A 15,524-nucleotide genomic window follows, 5' to 3' on the forward strand; every position below is an offset into this window, starting at 1 on the left:
GACCAGCCACAACGGTCGCGCAGTTCCCCACGACCTCAACCCCTACGAAGGCATCTTGTCCCCGAGCAGCGCCAGATTCTCAATGGCCGCAAGCCCGTACAACGCGGTGTCGTTCGTGGACACCCAAGCCGCCTCACTACCCGGCACCAACGCCACCGGCCCGCTCAGCTTCTCCGTCTTCCAGGGCGCCGACTCCTTGTACCCGTCGGAGTTGTAGAACTTCTCCCACGCCCGCTTGGCGAGCTTCTCGTCCCCGGTCTGCACAGCCGCGTACGCGTCGAGCCGCGAATGCCCCTGGAACAGCAGCAGCGAGCCGAAGTTGGACCCGTACCGCGCCGCCTGCTCGGCCTTGGTGGCGTTGAAGTAGCGGCAGTAGTCGAAGTACGCCTCGTTGAACTTCGGGATGTCGACGAGGTCGATGAGCTCGGCGCACAGCTCGTTGAGCCCGAAGACCGCGGAGAGGTGCGAGACCCCGACCACTGGTGCCGAGGCGACCGCGAACTTGCCGGTGTCGAGGTCGTACAGCCCGGTCCCCTGCACGAACCCGTTCGGCTGGGCGCCGATCGTCTCCATGGTCGACAGCACGCGCGCCTTGGCCTTCTCCCACTTCGGCCCCTTGCGCTCCCACTCCGTCAGCCACGCCGACACGAGCCCGCTCCAGTCCGTGCCGAAGCCGATCGACAGCGCGTGCCGGTCGGGGGTGTACGGCTCGGTGCGGATCTTGCGGATCGGGTCGAGGACGAGGAAGGTCTCGTCGGAGTCGACGTTGGCGTGCATGAGGTCGCCAACGCGTTCGTCCGCGGTGAGGAAGTAGTAGTAGCGGCGGTACGTCGTGTTGGCGATGCGCTGCTGCTTGGCGCTGTCGGCGTAGTGCTGCACTCCATGCCGGGTGCCGAGCCCGGCCCACTTGCCCAGGTGGTAGACGTCGACCTCACCGGTGTGGCGGGTCATCGCCTCGGCGAAGCGGAAGATGTCCGCGCGGCCCGAGCGCAGGTACGCGAACCAGAGCCAGAGGTCCGGCGACAGCTCGGAGTTGTCCCAGGCGTAGCCACCGATGTCGTACCGCCACTGGTGCCGCACCGTGTCGTAGGTGTGCATGATGTCGCCGTAGTCCCAGAAGCCGTACCAACGGCGCTGCTCCACCTGGTCCTTGTAGTAGGTGAAGAGGAAGTCGAGGTGGTCCTCGATCTTCGCCTTGGCGGGCGTGGAGCGGTCGGGCTCGGAGTACAGGCCCGGGCCGAAGACCTTGGCCTTGATGAGCTGCTTGGGCGGCGCGGCGAGCTGCGGCAGCACCCGGACGGCCTCGACCTGTTCGGCGAGTTTCGCCGGGGCCGGTGTCGTCTCGTTGGCCCAGAACAACAGCTCCGACGTACGCGCGATGCCGTACGGCGTGCCGAACTCGGGCTCGTAGTCCTCGTAGGTGATGTTGAGGCCTTCGAGCTGCTCGGCGAAGGTGTCCTGGCCCATGCCGTCGTGGTAGAAGCGCAGGTCCATCGGCTGTGCCTCGGGCGACCAGAGCCAGAGGGTGACCTCGGCCTCGTCGGTCTGGGCGTCGCGGATGTCGAGCTGGGCGGGGAACTTCTCCCAGAAGTCCCGCAGGCCGAAGGAGAGTCCGCCGCTCGCGCCGCCGACGTAGCCGAAGCCGGACGCCCGCTTGCCGCCGCCGGCTCCGATCCAGCCGTGGCCCTTCTTGGTGCGCTTGCGCAGGTTGAAGCCGTCGGCGGAGAGCTGGGAGAGGGTGTAGTCGCCCCACTCGGGGATGTACTGGAGCCGGGTGGTGACCCGCTGGTCCCAGGTGGACGGGTCGGGCAGCTTCTCGCCCGCGTACTGCGCCGCCTGCACGGCCGCACCCGGGTCCCGGCGCAGACCGGTGATGCCCTTGACGGCCTCGCGCAGCAGACCGGTGCCGTCGCCGCCGATGCGGATGTGACGGTCGTAGGACTGGTCGCGCATCGGCACGGTGAAGCGGACGCCGATGCCGCGGATGAAGTCGCCGCTGGCCTTGCCCGGCTCCTGGGTGCCGTCGAAGGTGATGGTGTGCACCATGCGGAAGGAATCGGCGCCGGCGTAGAAGTACAGACGGATGGAGAACGGCAGCCAGCTCCGGTTGCCCTTGCGGTGCTTGCCGTCGATGCGGACCACCGCGCGGACCGGGCCGTCCTGCTCGACGGTGACCTCGGAGATGACGCCGTCGAAGCGCTCGGTCTTGACCGCGCCCTGGTCCTCGTCCTCGATCTCGGGCTGGCGGATCAGCACGAGCTTGCCGTTCTTGGCGATCTCGGTGGAGCCGCGGGTGACCGACTTGATCAGGGTGGCGCCGGACTTGCCGATCTTCGCGGTGATGACACCGGTGGAGACGGTGATGGTGCCACCGCTCTTGTCGACGGTGACCTTCTTGTCCGGTACGGCGGCCTCGCCGGCGGCGAGGGTGAGCTTGCCGTCGCCCGAACTCACGGCGTGGGCGGTCCACTTGAGGGATCCGTCCGGCCAGTAGGCGATCGGCCAGGACTGCACGGGTACGGACTTGCCGTCCGCGTCCGTCAGCGCGAAGGTCTGGTCCTCCTGGTAGGTGCCCTTGGGCCAGGGCACGCCGAGGGTGGAGCCGGGTGCGGCACCCAGCCCGCCGTCCTCCAGCCAGTCCAGGGGCACGGGATCGGCGTCGGCCTCCGCGGCTCTCGGCGCGGCCTGCGCGTCCTTGGCTCCTAGGGCCCAGCTGAACTGTGCGGCGGCGCCGGCCACGGCGGCCGCCTTGAGGATGGACCTGCGGGGGATGGGAGACATAGGGGTCCTGCCTTTCCTTCCGTGCGGGAAGCTTTTTCCGTGCAGGTGGTCAGGGGCATGACAGAGAGAGGTGCGACGCCCGGGGCGCCGACCTGGTGCGAGGGCACCGCGCGTCAGCGGCGCCGGTAGCGCTCCTCGACGGCGACGGCCGCCGCCGCGACGGCCCCGAGGACGGGGACCGCCAGCGGTGCGATGAACATGGCGGACAGGGCCACGACGCCCAGCCCGCAGACGATCAGGAAGGACCCTGCGGGATCGAGCGCGGTCCGCCGCACGGCGTCCGCGAGCAGCAGCCGCCAGGCGTCACCGGGCGTCCAGTGCGCCGCCGCGCGCAGCAGGGCCACGGCGAGTCCGATCAGCGCGAAGATGCCGACGGCTCCGACGAACGGCCCGCCGGGCAGGCCGGCCCGCGCGGCCAGGACGTCCACCCAGACCGCGGCGGCCACCGCCCATCCGGCGAGCCCGACGACCCACCCACCCCGCAGGGCCGTACGGAAGTCCGCGACGAACTCCCGCCAGCCACCGCTCTCGTGCGTCGTACGACGCCGCAGATGCCGTGCGCCGGCGGCGAAGGCCGCGGGATAGCTGACGACCCCGAGACAGGCCACGGCGATCCACACCCCGGTGAGCAGGGACTCGGCGAAGACCGCGAACCGCTCGCCGAACATGGACTCCCTGCGCCGGGAGCGGGCCTTCACTCGTGCTTCCGCCATGGTGACCGCCTCAGTCCTTTCCGCTCACTTCAGTCCGGACGTCGCCATACCGTCGATGAGATACCGCTGGAAGGCCATGAAGAAGGCGATGACCGGCACCAGCGCCACCAGCGACATCGCGATCATGCTGCCGTAGTTGGAGATGCCCTCCTGATCGCGGAACATCATCAGGCCGAGCGAGACGGTGTACTTGTCGGGGGTGTTGAGGTAGATCAACGGCCCCATGAAGTCGTTCCACGCGTTGATGAAGGTGAAGATCGCGCTGGTGATGAGGGCGGGCCGGCACAGCGGCAGCACGATGGACCAGTAGGTCCGCAGATGCCCGCAGCCGTCGAGCTTGGCGGCCTCGTCCAGTTCCTTGGGGAGGCCGCGCATGAACTGCACCATCAGGAAGACGAAGAACGCTTCCGTGGCCAGGAACTTGCCCGCGACGAGCGGCACCAGGGTGTCGGTGAGTTCAAGCTTGCGGAACATCACGTACTGCGGGATGAGCAGGACGTGATACGGCAGCAGCAGCGTGCCGATCATCAGCGTGAACAGCAGGTTCCGCCCGGCGAACCGGATCTTGGCGAAGGCGTACGCGGTCAGCGAGCTGGACAGCACGACACCGGCCACGGCTAGCCCCGCGTACATCAGCGAGTTCGTGAAGAACGTGCCGATGGAGATGCCGGATATGCCATCGGCGAGCGCGGAGAAGTTCTCCCAGACCGGCTTGACGGGCAGCAGGTCGATGCTGGCGATGATGTCCTTGCTCGGCTTGAACGAGGCACCGATCACCCAGATCACCGGGTACAGGACGACCGCGAGGACGGCGAGCGAGCCCACGTGCCAGGCGATCGAACCGGTGCGCTTCCGCTCGTTCGCGGTGCGCACGGCGGGGGTGCTGACACTGGTCACTTGGCGGCCTCCTCGTAGTGCACCCACTTCTTCTGCGACCAGAACAGGACCGCCGTGACCAGCGCCACCGCGACCACCAGCGTCCAGGCCATCGCGGAGGCGAAGCCCATCTGGGCCTCCTTGAAGCCCTTCTGGTAGAGGTAACAGGTGTAGACGAGGGTGGCGTCGGCCGGCCCGCACTGGGTGTTGGAGACCACATAGGCGGACCCGAACACCTGGAACGCGTGGATGGACTCCAGCAGCACGTTGAAGAACAGCACCGGGGAGATCATCGGCAGCGTGATGTTCCAGAACCGCCGCAGGGGTCCGGCCCCGTCCATCTCGGCGGCCTCGTACAGCTCCTGCGGAACCTGCTTGAGACCGGCCAGGAAGATGACCATCGGCGCGCCGAACTGCCAGATGCTCAGGGCGACCAGCGCGTAGATGACGTAGTCCGGGTTGCCGATCCAGCCGCCCACGTCCAGCCCGAAGACCTTCTGCGTACGATCCACGATCGCGTCGTCCGAGAACAGCGCCCGCCACACGAAGCCGACGGAGACGCTGGCGCCGATGAGCGAGGGCATGTAGAACGCGGCCCTGTACAGCCCCTGCCCGAGCCGTTTCTGCGCGAGGAGCAGTGCGACACCGAGCGCGAGCAGGAGCTTCAGCGGGGTGGCCACGACGACGTACTTCAGCGTGACCTCGACCGACTTCTGCCAGCGCGGGTCCTGGAACATGGTCGTGAAGTTGTCGAAGCCCACCCACTCCGGTGGAGTGAAGAGGTTGTAGCGGGTGAACGCGTAGTACAGCGACGCGATCATCGGCCCCGCCGTGAGCACCAGGAATCCCGCGATCCACGGCGACATGAAGAGATAGCCGACGATGTTCTCGCGGCGCCGCCCGCGCCGCCCGGCGGAAGGAGCGGTGGACCGCTTCTTCGCCGGACGCGCGGGCGCTTCCTTGACGAGCGTCATGGTGGTACGTCCCCTCAGCCCGCGAACGCGGCCTTGGCCTCGCTGAACAGCGCCTTGGCGGCGTCGGCCGGCTTGGTCTTGCCCTGGGAGACCTCGCCGCCGATGCGCAGGAACGCCGCCTCGATGACATCCGCCCCGGACGGGTGCGGGGTGATCTTCCCGAGCACACCGGCCTTGGCGACCTCGGCCTCGTAGGCCGCGACGCCCTTGTTGTTGGCGTCGGTGGGCTTGAACGCGTCGTACTGCTCGGTGGTGGGCAGGATGCCGCGGTCGTAGCCCATGATCTTGCCGACCTCGGGGTCGTGGACCATGAAGGAGATGAACTGGGCGACTTCCTTGGGGTGCTTGGTCCCGGAGAAGGCGCTGAGCATCAGCGAACCGAGGTACTGGCCGGTCTGCTTGCCGTCCGTGGTGGGGATCGGCGCGAGCCCGTAGTCCGACTCGCCCTCGCCCTCGTAACGGATGGAGAAGTTGTCCCAGGTGAATTCGGACGCGGCGAGCCCTGCCGAAAGACCGGACTTGGGCTGGACCTGCTCGATCTTCTTGGGGTCGGTGACAAGCCCGGACTTCACACGCTTGTACCCGTCCGACCACCACTGCGTCAGGTCGTCCTCGGTGAAGCCGAGATCGGAGTCGGTGAAGAACGCCTTGCCGTTCTGACGCAGATACAGGTCGTACAGGTACATGATGCCGAAGTAGCCGGTGTCACCGGCGATCTTCAGCTTGTCCTGGATCGTCTGGAGGGCGTCGAAGTACTCGTCCCAGGTCCAGCCCATCTTCGCCTCGACACCGGCCTTCTTGAAGGCCTTGAGGTCGATGACGAGCGCCATGGTGTTGGCGCCGACGGGGACGCCGAGCTGCTTGCCGTCGACCTGACCGTTCGCCAGAACGCCGTTGCGGAAGTTCTCCAGGCTCAGATTCCCGGCGTCCGCCTGCGCCTTGAGGTCCAGAAGAATGCCGCGCTTGTCGTACTTGCGCAGGAAGCCGACAGCATTCTGGAATACGTCCGGCGGATTCCCGCCGGAGGCCTGTGTCTGGAACTTCTCCCAGAACGCCTGGTAGTCGGTGAATTCAGGCTTGATCTTGATCTTCGGGTACTTCTTCTCGAAGGCCGCGATCGCCTTCTTCATGGCGATGGTGCGCGGCTCGCCACCCCACCATGCGTAACGGAGTGTCACCGTCCCGTCTCCGGAACCGCTGTCACCGCCGCACGCGGTCGTTGCTCCCAGCCCGATGGTGGTGGCCGAGGCCCCGGCCACCTTCAGGATCGTACGCCTCTCAACATTCTTGCTGGTTCCCATGGTTGGGCCCCCTCCCCGCAGCGTCATTGCCGCCTGCATGAATCGTTTCAAGTAAGCGCTTGCTGGCACAAGCTACGAGGGGCCTAGGAATGCGTCAATGATTCGGACAGGATTTTCTTGTGGAGCCGCCGGGCGAGTTGACGACACGTCGGGGCCGAGTGATCCCGTCAAGGGGACGAAGTCGCAGGTGAGGCGCGGGAATTCGACGGATCGAACGCGAACTGGCCTGTCGCACCCGGACGTTGTCCGGCCGAAACTCGTCGGCGATGCGGAGGGCCCGGAACGACGTCGGCCCGTCTGCACTGAGGCAGACGGGCCGACGGTCCGGGTGGGCGATACTGGGTTCGAACCAGTGACCTCTTCGGTGTGAACGAAGCGCTCTCCCACTGAGCTAATCGCCCGGACGCAGGAAGAACATTACCCCATGTCAGGGGGTGCTTCCGCACCCCCCGCAGGGCCGCCGATCACTGGTTCTTGATGTTCCACGGCATCTCGAAGCCGAACTTGTAGAGGTAGACCGCGCCGATCGCGGCCACGATCACCAGGCCGATCGACGTCAGGATGATGTTGCGCCGGCGCACCTTGGGGTCGAGCGCCTTCTGGGCCGCCTCGGTCACTTTGCGCTTGGTCCAGCGCAGCACCAGCTGGGCCCAGACGAACTCGGTCGCCCAGATCGCCATGCCGCCGAAGATCACGACCCAGCCCGGTCCCGGCAGCGGAAGCATGATGATGCCCAGGACCACGACGGCAAGGCCGATGATGAAGATCCCGACCTGCCAGCTCAGGTGCAGCGCTCGGCGCGCCTTGATGAATTCCGGCGCCTTGGAGCCGAGCCCGTGCCCGCTCTGCGCCCCGCTCGTCTTCGACTCGTCCGATGCCACGGCCACCTCGGCCTGCTCGTCACTCCCCGTATTCATACGGCCAAACTTTACCCGAGGGAAACCGGTCACCGAAATGGTCGTACCTCGCGAACAGGGTCTCGGCCGGAAGAGTTACGTAAAGGCACGCAAAACACTCAGAGGGGTTTACAACGGCACCGTAGGTGGCATGTCGATTTCGCCGACGTGCGAATCCCCGAGCGCACACTGAGCGAAAGGCCCTGGCGCTTATGAACACCACGGTCAGCTGCGAGCTGCACCTGCGCCTCGTTGTGTCGAGCGAGTCCTCCCTGCCTGTCCCCGCAGGCCTGCGGTACGACACGGCCGACCCCTACGCCGTGCACGCCACCTTCCACACCGGAGCCGAGGAGACCGTCGAGTGGGTGTTCGCCCGCGACCTCCTCGCGGAGGGCCTCCACCGGCCCACCGGAACCGGCGACGTCCGAGTCTGGCCGTCGCGCAGTCACGGTCAGGGCGTCGTGTGCATCGCCCTGAGCTCCCCGGAAGGTGAAGCATTGCTCGAGGCCCCGGCCCGGGCCCTGGAGTCGTTCCTGAAGCGAACGGACGCCGCCGTGCCCCCTGGCACGGAGCACCGGCACTTCGACCTCGATCAGGAGCTCTCGCACATCCTGGCGGAGAGCTAGGGCGAGAGGTCCCACCAAGCCGCCCGGCGCCGTCGACTCGGGGTGACGGCTCGGGCCTAGACAACCGCATATGGGTACACACCGGCGCCGTCACCGCGGATTCTCGCGGGGCGGCGCCGTTGCGTGTGCCCGTTATCACCGGTTCGGGAGGTCCGGGGCCGGTACGGGCGCTCGTGGAGCCACTACCATCGGCCAGCATCGGCGGGCGCCCGCCCGACCCCCCAGGCCAGGGAGCGAAACGTGCTGATCACCCATGACACCCGGTGCGCCCTCGATGCCGTGGTGGATCTGGTGAACACCGCACCGGAGGACACCACGACCCCGGACGCGCTGCCGGACGTCCCGGCTCTCGCGGATTTCGTACAAAAGCACGAGATCAGCGATGTCGGGGTGCTCTCGGAGTTCGATCTCTCCGCGGTGCGCAAGATCCGCGGCCGGTTCGCCTCGATCTTCTCCGCCTCGGACCCCCGGGCCGCGGCCGGGCTGATCAACGAGCTGGTGGCCGCGGCGGGCACCACACCCCGGCTCACCGACCACGACGGCTACGACTGGCATGTGCACTACTTCGCGCCCGGCGCCTCCATCGCCGACCACCTGGCGGCGGACTGCGGCATGGCGCTGGCCTTCTTCGTGGTCGCCGGGGAGCAGGAGCGGCTGCGGCGCTGCGAGGCCCCCGACTGCCGGCACGCCTTCGTCGACCTCTCCCGCAACCGGTCGCGTCGCTACTGCGACAGCCGTACGTGCGGGAACCGGTTGCATGTGGCCGCGTACCGGGCGCGCCGCAAGGAGGCGGCGGGCTGAGCTCCGGCCCACGGTGGTGTCGACGCGGTACCCGGCGGGTGACGCCGGGCACCGCGGGTACGGCTCAGAGCAGCAGCAGATCGTGCAGCGCAGCCATGAGCAGTAGACACCCGATCACCGCAAGAAAGATCATCAGCGGTGGCTGGGAAAGGGCGAAAAGGCACCCGCGCGGCTCGTCCTGCGGCGGCGCGGCGTCGCTCTGTGTCGTGTCCAGCATCTCGCGGGCGATGATGACGCAGTCGGCACCGGTCGGGTGACCAACACGCCAGGAAAGAACGGCAGTTCGCCGGATCCCGTGACGAACGGTTCAAGACGTGGACGGCTCCGGGACAGGTGCGGGCCGACTGTGTCGTTTCAGTCCGTCTGCACCCGTCATATGCCGTGCTTCTTCAGGATGGCCTCGATGTCACTGAAGTCCTCCCCGGCACCGGCGCGGGGTGTGGCGGCGGGACGGGTCGCCGGGCGGGAGGCCTGGCCCAGCGAGGGCGCCGAGGCCGCCGGGGCGATCGCCTCGCTCTGCGCGGCCCGGGCCGCCTTGCGCTCCTTGCGGGTGCCGCCGCGCCTGCGCTCCACCGCGCGCGTGCTCACGAAGAGCAGCCAGGAGACACCGAGCACACCGAAGCCGGCCCAGGCCGTCGGACTGAACGCGGTGTCCGCCACCCACTCGACGACACCGGTCATCACCAGGCCGAGGGGCACGAGAGAGTACGCGGCGAGACGGGCGGCGGCGAGGAAGCGCTTGCGGTACGCCGTCACCGCCGCGATGCCCAGGCCGGCCACGGCGGCGGCGGAACAGACGGTCTCGGCAATCATCCGGTCCTCCAGGCAGGGCTCGACAGGGCACTTCGTCCCTTCCATCCTGCACCGCCCCCACCCCGCGGGGCCATGCTCCGAGCCGACATCAGGGACATCTCCGGGTCGGATCCTCCGTAGGTGCCGGTCGAGGTGTGTCTCCCCTGCTGCGTTCCGGGGCCGATTGGGTCGTCCGGGGCGCGGCTGGGAGACTGGGGACATGAGTGACTCCTCCCCCGTGCGTCCCGTCGCCCCCGTGCTCGACGTCTGGTGCGATCTCCAGTGCCCGGACTGCCGGAGCGCCCTGGAGGACGTCCGGGCCCTGCGTGCGCGTTACGGCGACCGGCTGGAGCTGCGGCTGCGGCACTTCCCGCTGGAGAAGCACAAGCACGCCTTCGCCGCCGCGCAGGCCGCAGAGGAGGCCGCGGAGCAGGGGAAGGGCTGGGACTACGTCGAGGCCGTACTGGGCCGGGTCGAGGAGCTGGGCCGCGAGGGAGAACCCTTCCTGGTCGAGGTGGCCGGCGAACTGGGGCTGGACGCCGAGGAGTTCGACACCGCGCTGATCGACGGCCGGCACATCCTGATCGTGGACGCCGACCATGCCGAGGGCAAGGCGATCGGCGTGACCGGCACCCCGACGTACGTCATCGACGGCGAGCGCCTCGACGGCGGCAAGAGCCAGGAGGGGCTGCGCGAGCGCATCGAGGGGATCGCGGACCGGCTGCTGGCCGCGCCGGGCGCCTGACCCCTCGTACGCCTACAGCAGCGACTTGTAGAAGGCGTACTGCGTCGTCTCGTAGCCCAGTGACTCGTACAGCCGCTCGGCCGCGGTGTTGCCCGCGAAGACGTTCAGGCCCAGGGTCCGCCTGCCGAGGGCGTGTGCCTGGGTCTCCGCCAGCAGCATGAGCGTGCGGCCGTGTCCACGGCCGCGGTGGGCCTCGTCCGCCTCGACGTCGAAGATGTAGGGCTTGCCGTCGCGCAGGGCGAGCCAGAGGACACCCACGCGTGTGCCCTCGTGCTCCAGGATGCTGAACTGCATGTTCTCGGTGGTGAGGCCCTGCGGCAGGAGCGTGTCGTGGTCGCGCTGCGACTTGGCGCGCGCCTCGGGCTCCGGCACGCCCCGTGCCATCCAGGTGCGCGCGTAGTCCTCCGACTCGTGCTCCAGCCAGGCGTCGAAGTCGGCCTGCGTCATGGGGCGGGCCTGACTGCCGGCGGGCAGTTCCGGCGGGGTGTCGCCGAGTTCCTTCACCATGCCGCGATTGCGCAGGACGTAGCCCAGCGCGTTGACCAGCCGCAGGGCCGCCTCGGCGGAGGCTGGTACGCCGACCGCCTCGATCTCGCGGCAGCCCCAGCCACGTGCCACCTCCTCGGCGGCGAGCGCGGCCACCGTGCCTCGGCCACGCCGCTGGTCGGGTTCCTCGATCCGCAGCTCGTGGATGCGGGCCACCGAGTCGCCGAAGGAGGGGGACGTGCCGAGGTGTATCGCGCCGACGGGGCGGCTGTTCACGCACACCTGGTAGTGGCGTGAACGCGTGCCGTCGGCGTTGTGCTGGAGCGGCTCGGTCGGCCGCAGGGTCGTGGTCATCAGGGGTGTTCTACCCGCCGCGCCCCGCTGCGTCAGCTCAATTTCGAGGGCTTTTACGGATCGAGGTCGTTCCCGGCCCGCTCGTCGAAGATCCGCATGGCCTTGGTGGTGACCGGGCCCGGGGTGCCCGGCAGTTCCCGGTCGTCGAGGCGGTGGACGGCCTGTACGTCCCGCAGGGTGGAGGTGAGGAAGACCTCGTCGGCCCGCTCCAGGACGTCCAGCGGCAGGTCGGTCTCCTTGGCGCCGGTCCATTCGACCGTCAACGCGCGCGTGATGCCCGCGAGGCAGCCGGAGGCGACCGGCGGGGTGTGGATCTCACCGTCGAGGACGACGAAGACGTTCGACCCGGTGCCCTCGCAGAGCTGCCCGACGGTGTTGGCGAACAGCGCCTCGGAGGCGCCGTGCTCGCGGGCCCGGGCGAGGGCCACGACGTTCTCGGCGTACGAGGTGGTCTTGAGTCCGGTGAGGGCGCCGCGTTCGTTGCGGGTCCAGGGGACCGTGATCACGGAGGTGGAGTCGGGGCGGCGGGTGGTCTCGCCGAGGGCGACGACCAGGGTCGGGCCGTGTTCGCCGCGGTCGGACCCGAGGGGGCCGTGGCCGCCGGTGTAGGTGATGCGGAGCCGGCCGAGCGGCATCGGGTTGGCCTCGATGACGGCCACACAGCCGCGGCGCACCTCGTCGAGATCGGGGTCGGGCAGGCCGAGACCGCGCGCGGAGCGGGTCAGCCGGTCGAGGTGCCGGGTGAGCGCGAACGGCTCGCCGTCCACCGCCTTCACCGTCTCGAAGATGCCGTCGCCCACGGTCAGCCCGTGGTCGAAGACGGAGACACGGGCGGACCCGATGTCCTGCAGCCCGCCGTCGAGCCAGATCTTCACCTGATGGTCCCTTCACTCACCTCGTACGTACCCGACGCTACCGCGAGCAGCCGGGCCGCCTTCAGCTCGGTCTCCCGCCACTCCCCCTCGGGGTCCGAACCCCAGGTGATGCCGGCGCCGGTGCCGAACCGCAGCACGCCTTCCGCGCGGTCGATCCAGAAGGTGCGGATGCCGACGGCCAGCTCGCCGGTGCCCCGGTCGGCGTCGACCCAGCCGATGCCTCCGCAGTACGGGCCGCGGGGCGCCGGCTCCAGGGCGTCGATGATCCGCAGGGCGCTGGACTTGGGGGCGCCGGTGACCGAGCCGGGCGGGAAGGCGGCGTCGAGCAGTTCGGGCCAGCCGGCGCCCTCGCGCAGTTCGCCGCGGACCGTCGAGACGAGGTGGACGAGGCCCGGATGCTTCTCGACCGCGCACAGGTCGGGGACGCTGACGCTGCCGGTGGCGCAGACCCGTCCGATGTCGTTGCGGACCAGGTCCACGATCATCACGTTCTCGGCGTAATCCTTCTCCAGGAGGTCCGCCTCGGTCCGCCCGGTGCCCTTGATCGGGCCCGACTCGACGATCCGACCGTCGCGGCGCAGGAACAGCTCGGGGGAGGCGGTGGCTATCTCCACACCGTGCTCCGGCAGCCGGATCGTTCCTGCGTACGGTGCCGGGTTGCCGCGGGCCAGCAGGGCGGTCAGCGCGTCCACGTCGGCGTCGGGCGCGACGGGCGCGGTCAGCACCCGGCAGAGATTGGCCTGGTAGACCTCGCCGGCCGCGATGTGCTCGCGGATCCGGCGGACGCCCGCCGTGTATCCGGCGCGGTCCAGGGAGGACGTCCAGCCGTCGGCCGCCGGGCCGTGCCACGCCCCCGGCACCGGGGCGGGCACCCGCTCCTTCCGTACATCCTGGAAGCGGGCGCAGGTCAGACGGCCCTCGAAGTCGGCGCAGACCGCCCAGAAGCCGCTGGAGTCCAGGGCCGCGGGGTCGCTGGTGACATCGAGGAGTCCGGTGGCTGTGCGGCCGCCGAAGCGGGCGAGAGGGGCGAGGTCGAGCACGCGTCGAGTCTATGGCGGGTGTCCTGCGGGTGACCTGGTCATGTCCCTCGGGAGCCTGTGACCATGTGCGCGAGCGGGTGCAGCGCAGCACGCTGCACAAACGCGTTTTTGTGCTGGCCCCGGAATCCGCTAGAGTTCAACACGTCGCCCGGACGCGAGAGCGGATCGGAAAGACAGGCGAACGTAGCTCAGTTGGTAGAGCGCAACCTTGCCAAGGTTGAGGTCGCGAGTTCGAACCTCGTCGTTCGCTCGAAAGAGCAAGGGGATCTTCCCGACCCCCTACACTCCTGGTGGAGTGGCCGAGAGGCGAGGCAACGGCCTGCAAAGCCGTCTACACGGGTTCAAATCCCGTCTCCACCTCCAAGGACGATTAGCTCAGCGGGAGAGCGCTTCCCTGACACGGAAGAGGTCACTGGTTCAATCCCAGTATCGTCCACTGGATCTTCCAGCTCCTACGGCAAGGTCCGAACCCGCGCGATTAGCTCAGCGGGAGAGCGCTTCCCTGACACGGAAGAGGTCACTGGTTCAATCCCAGTATCGCGCACGCAGCCCCTCTCACGGGGTGGCTGACCTGGACGATTAGCTCAGCGGGAGAGCGCTTCCCTGACACGGAAGAGGTCACTGGTTCAATCCCAGTATCGTCCACACACCGAAGCCCCCGGCCCTGCGGCCGGGGGCTTCTTCGTGCCTGCCGGCTGTCAGCTGGAGAACAGCATGTGGCCGAAGCTCTTGTGACGCTTGTGGCCGTAGTGGCCACCGTGACCGCCGTGCTGCGGGGCGCCCCAGGCGGGGGCCATGGGGGCCGCGGGCGCCGCGGGGTAGGCCTGCGGGGCGGCCGGGGGCGGCGGGGCGGGCTGGGTCCACTGGGTCTCGAGGCGGGTCAGCGCCTCCAGCTCGCCGTAGTCGAGAAAAATCCCGCGGCAGCCGCTGCACTGCTCGATCTGAACACCGTTGCGGTTGTACGTGTGCATGGGTGCGTGACACTTCGGACACTGCATCGTCGGCTCAACTCCTCGCCGGTTGGTCCTGCTTCGCGTTACGCCAGGACAGACACTGTCCGGCTCCGGTCGGTTGCACCCTACTTCGCGTCGGTGCGGGTCAACTCGGGTGGGGCGGAACCCATTCGTGCGCAGGCGTCGACGAGGAGCTGTTCGACCTCGTCCAGGGAGCGGTCCGCCGCGGCGGCCTTGGTCAGGGCGCGGGCCGCAGTCTGCACGGTGAGGGCGCGGGCTGGGACGTCCAGGGCGGGCCAGGGGTCGCCGTCCGCGGGGACGGCCGGGCCGCCTGCCGCGCGGTAGGCGTCGAGGAAGCGGGTCCACTCGTCGGGGTGGAGGAGGCCGCAGGCGTACCAGGCGGCCGGGCGGGCGAGGTCCCAGGCGGGGACGCCTCGTCCGAGGTCGTCCACGTCGATGAGACGCCAGGGGCCGTCTGGGGCGGGGTGGCGGACGAGCTGGCCGAGGTGGAGGTCGCCGTGGCACAGGGTGTTGGTGTCCGGCATAGGGGTCTCGGCGCGGGCCCAGGCGGGGAGGGCGGACCAGGCGGCGAGGACGGGGCGTACGAGGGGTTCGGGGGCTGCGGGTGTGGCGCGGAGGCGGGCGATGGACCGGGCCGCCTTGGCGGGGCCGCGCATGAGGGGGGTGCCGGGTGGGGCGGGGGTGCGGTGGAGGTGGGCGAGGAGGGTCGCGGCTTCCTCCCAGGGAGCCTTGTCCGGGGTCTCCGGGTCCACGGGGGTGCCGTAGGGCCAGAACGTGACCAGGCGGCCGTGCAGGGTGACCGGCGTCGGGGTGAGTGGGGGGAGGAGGACGTCGGGGAGGGCTGTCGCCGTGGTGAGGCGGGAGGTCAGCTCGGTGGGGGGTGTGTCCGGGGCGTGGGCCTTGGCGACGGTGTCGGCGTGGCGGACGACTGTGGCGTCGGGGCGGTCGGCCAGGACGCTCGTTGCTCCGCAGGGGCAGGTGGCGGTGTGGGAGTGGGCCCTGGCCTTGACTCGGGCGGTGAGCTCGGAGAGCAAGGGGGTGGTGGTCACGGGACTCCCTGGGCGGTGGTGCGTTGTCTGGTCGTGAGGGTACGGGGAGCCGCGGGGTGGCCGTCGGGTGCTCGGTGTTGTGGCTGGCCTCAGGCTGTTTTCGCCCCCGCCGCCCCTACCCGTCCCATCCTCCAGGGGCGCTGCCCCTTCGACCCCGTCCATGGGGGCTCCGCCCCCGGACCCCCGTCGGCCCCTAAAGGGCCTCGTCCTCAAACGCCGGACGGGCTGAAAGACAGACCCC

General features: G+C 69.2%; 16 protein-coding genes and 6 tRNA genes. 8 read left to right on the forward strand and 14 right to left on the reverse strand.

All coding sequences use genetic code 11. The features are described 5' to 3' along the window. Positions 1-42 precede the first annotated feature (42 nt). The 7 genes from OHU89_RS10975 to OHU89_RS11005 form a co-directional block, all read right to left on the reverse strand. Entirely contained in the window at positions 43-2,781 is a 2,739-nt protein-coding gene (locus OHU89_RS10975) for a Tat pathway signal sequence domain protein (protein ID WP_405642030.1), read from the reverse strand. A 113-nt stretch (positions 2,782-2,894) separates the two neighbouring features. After that, positions 2,895-3,494 (reverse strand): hypothetical protein, encoded by a 600-nt coding sequence (locus OHU89_RS10980; protein ID WP_405642031.1) that lies wholly within the window; start codon positions 3,492-3,494, stop codon positions 2,895-2,897. Between the two features lie 24 nt (positions 3,495-3,518). Next, positions 3,519-4,391 (reverse strand): carbohydrate ABC transporter permease, encoded by an 873-nt coding sequence (locus OHU89_RS10985; protein WP_405642032.1) that lies wholly within the window; start codon positions 4,389-4,391, stop codon positions 3,519-3,521. After that, positions 4,388-5,344, reverse strand: coding sequence for a carbohydrate ABC transporter permease (locus OHU89_RS10990; protein ID WP_405642034.1), 957 nt, complete (start codon positions 5,342-5,344; stop codon positions 4,388-4,390). Before OHU89_RS10990 ends, OHU89_RS10985 begins: the two co-directional genes overlap by 4 nt. Positions 5,345-5,358: 14 nt before the next feature. After that, on the reverse strand, positions 5,359-6,645 hold the full coding sequence (locus OHU89_RS10995) for an ABC transporter substrate-binding protein (protein WP_405642036.1): 1,287 nt from the start codon (positions 6,643-6,645) through the stop codon (positions 5,359-5,361). Positions 6,646-6,974: 329 nt separating this feature from the next. After that, positions 6,975-7,046 (reverse strand) — tRNA-Val (locus OHU89_RS11000). 63 nt (positions 7,047-7,109) lie between these two features. Further along, positions 7,110-7,562: a TIGR02611 family protein gene (locus tag OHU89_RS11005; RefSeq protein WP_266894939.1), complete on the reverse strand. Its 453-nt coding sequence runs from the start codon at positions 7,560-7,562 to the stop codon at positions 7,110-7,112. Positions 7,563-7,753: 191 nt separating this feature from the next. Here OHU89_RS11005 and OHU89_RS11010 point away from each other — a divergent pair, with 191 nt between their 5' ends. Both OHU89_RS11010 and OHU89_RS11015 read left to right on the forward strand, forming a co-directional pair. After that, positions 7,754-8,167, forward strand: a complete 414-nt coding sequence (locus OHU89_RS11010) for an SsgA family sporulation/cell division regulator (protein WP_004002642.1) — start codon at positions 7,754-7,756, stop codon at positions 8,165-8,167. Between the two features lie 240 nt (positions 8,168-8,407). Continuing rightward, positions 8,408-8,968 (forward strand): CGNR zinc finger domain-containing protein, encoded by a 561-nt coding sequence (locus OHU89_RS11015; RefSeq protein ID WP_405642038.1) that lies wholly within the window; start codon positions 8,408-8,410, stop codon positions 8,966-8,968. A 64-nt stretch (positions 8,969-9,032) separates the two neighbouring features. On the opposite strand, the gene OHU89_RS11020 is transcribed toward OHU89_RS11015, so the two are convergent. Together OHU89_RS11020 and OHU89_RS11025 are read right to left on the reverse strand one after the other, a co-directional pair. After that, positions 9,033-9,185, reverse strand: a complete 153-nt coding sequence (locus tag OHU89_RS11020) for a hypothetical protein (protein ID WP_020138043.1) — start codon at positions 9,183-9,185, stop codon at positions 9,033-9,035. 155 nt (positions 9,186-9,340) lie between these two features. Beyond that, positions 9,341-9,781 carry a hypothetical protein gene (locus OHU89_RS11025; RefSeq protein WP_405642040.1) on the reverse strand — a complete coding sequence of 147 codons (441 nt, stop codon included), beginning with the start codon at positions 9,779-9,781 and terminating at the stop codon, positions 9,341-9,343. A 199-nt stretch (positions 9,782-9,980) separates the two neighbouring features. Between OHU89_RS11025 and OHU89_RS11030 the strand changes: the two genes are divergently transcribed. Then, the gene (locus OHU89_RS11030) at positions 9,981-10,505 is read left to right on the forward strand and encodes a DsbA family protein (RefSeq protein WP_405642042.1); all 525 of its coding nucleotides are present in this window, start codon (positions 9,981-9,983) and stop codon (positions 10,503-10,505) included. 12 nt (positions 10,506-10,517) lie between these two features. Here OHU89_RS11030 and OHU89_RS11035 read toward each other — a convergent pair whose 3' ends face one another. From OHU89_RS11035 to OHU89_RS11045, 3 genes are read right to left on the reverse strand one after another with little or no spacing between them, the layout of a single operon-like run. Then, entirely contained in the window at positions 10,518-11,345 is an 828-nt protein-coding gene (locus tag OHU89_RS11035) for a GNAT family N-acetyltransferase (RefSeq protein ID WP_405642044.1), read from the reverse strand. Between the two features lie 53 nt (positions 11,346-11,398). Beyond that, on the reverse strand, positions 11,399-12,220 hold the full coding sequence (locus OHU89_RS11040) for an aminotransferase class IV (RefSeq protein ID WP_405642046.1): 822 nt from the start codon (positions 12,218-12,220) through the stop codon (positions 11,399-11,401). After that, positions 12,217-13,260 (reverse strand): chorismate-binding protein, encoded by a 1,044-nt coding sequence (locus OHU89_RS11045; protein WP_266894931.1) that lies wholly within the window; start codon positions 13,258-13,260, stop codon positions 12,217-12,219. The genes OHU89_RS11040 and OHU89_RS11045 overlap by 4 nt, the downstream gene beginning before the upstream one ends. 177 nt (positions 13,261-13,437) lie before the next feature. On the opposite strand from OHU89_RS11045, the gene OHU89_RS11050 reads away from it, so the two are divergent. From OHU89_RS11050 to OHU89_RS11070, 5 genes are all read left to right on the forward strand, one after another. Then, positions 13,438-13,510: transfer RNA gene (locus OHU89_RS11050), tRNA-Gly, on the forward strand. A 39-nt stretch (positions 13,511-13,549) separates the two neighbouring features. After that, positions 13,550-13,623 (forward strand) — tRNA-Cys (locus OHU89_RS11055). A gap of 1 nt (position 13,624) precedes the next feature. Then, a tRNA-Val gene (locus OHU89_RS11060) sits at positions 13,625-13,696 on the forward strand. Positions 13,697-13,732: 36 nt separating this feature from the next. Continuing rightward, positions 13,733-13,804: transfer RNA gene (locus OHU89_RS11065), tRNA-Val, on the forward strand. Between the two features lie 29 nt (positions 13,805-13,833). Continuing rightward, positions 13,834-13,905: transfer RNA gene (locus tag OHU89_RS11070), tRNA-Val, on the forward strand. 53 nt (positions 13,906-13,958) lie between these two features. Here the strand turns inward: OHU89_RS11070 and OHU89_RS11075 are convergent. Then, positions 13,959-14,258: a zf-TFIIB domain-containing protein gene (locus OHU89_RS11075; RefSeq protein WP_266894929.1), complete on the reverse strand. Its 300-nt coding sequence runs from the start codon at positions 14,256-14,258 to the stop codon at positions 13,959-13,961. An 80-nt stretch (positions 14,259-14,338) separates the two neighbouring features. Next, the gene (locus tag OHU89_RS11080; protein ID WP_405642049.1) at positions 14,339-15,283 is read right to left on the reverse strand and encodes a phosphotransferase family protein; all 945 of its coding nucleotides are present in this window, start codon (positions 15,281-15,283) and stop codon (positions 14,339-14,341) included. Positions 15,284-15,524 lie beyond the last annotated feature (241 nt).

The organism is Streptomyces sp. NBC_00019, from assembly GCF_045041015.1.
Classification (GTDB): domain Bacteria; phylum Actinomycetota; class Actinomycetes; order Streptomycetales; family Streptomycetaceae; genus Streptomyces.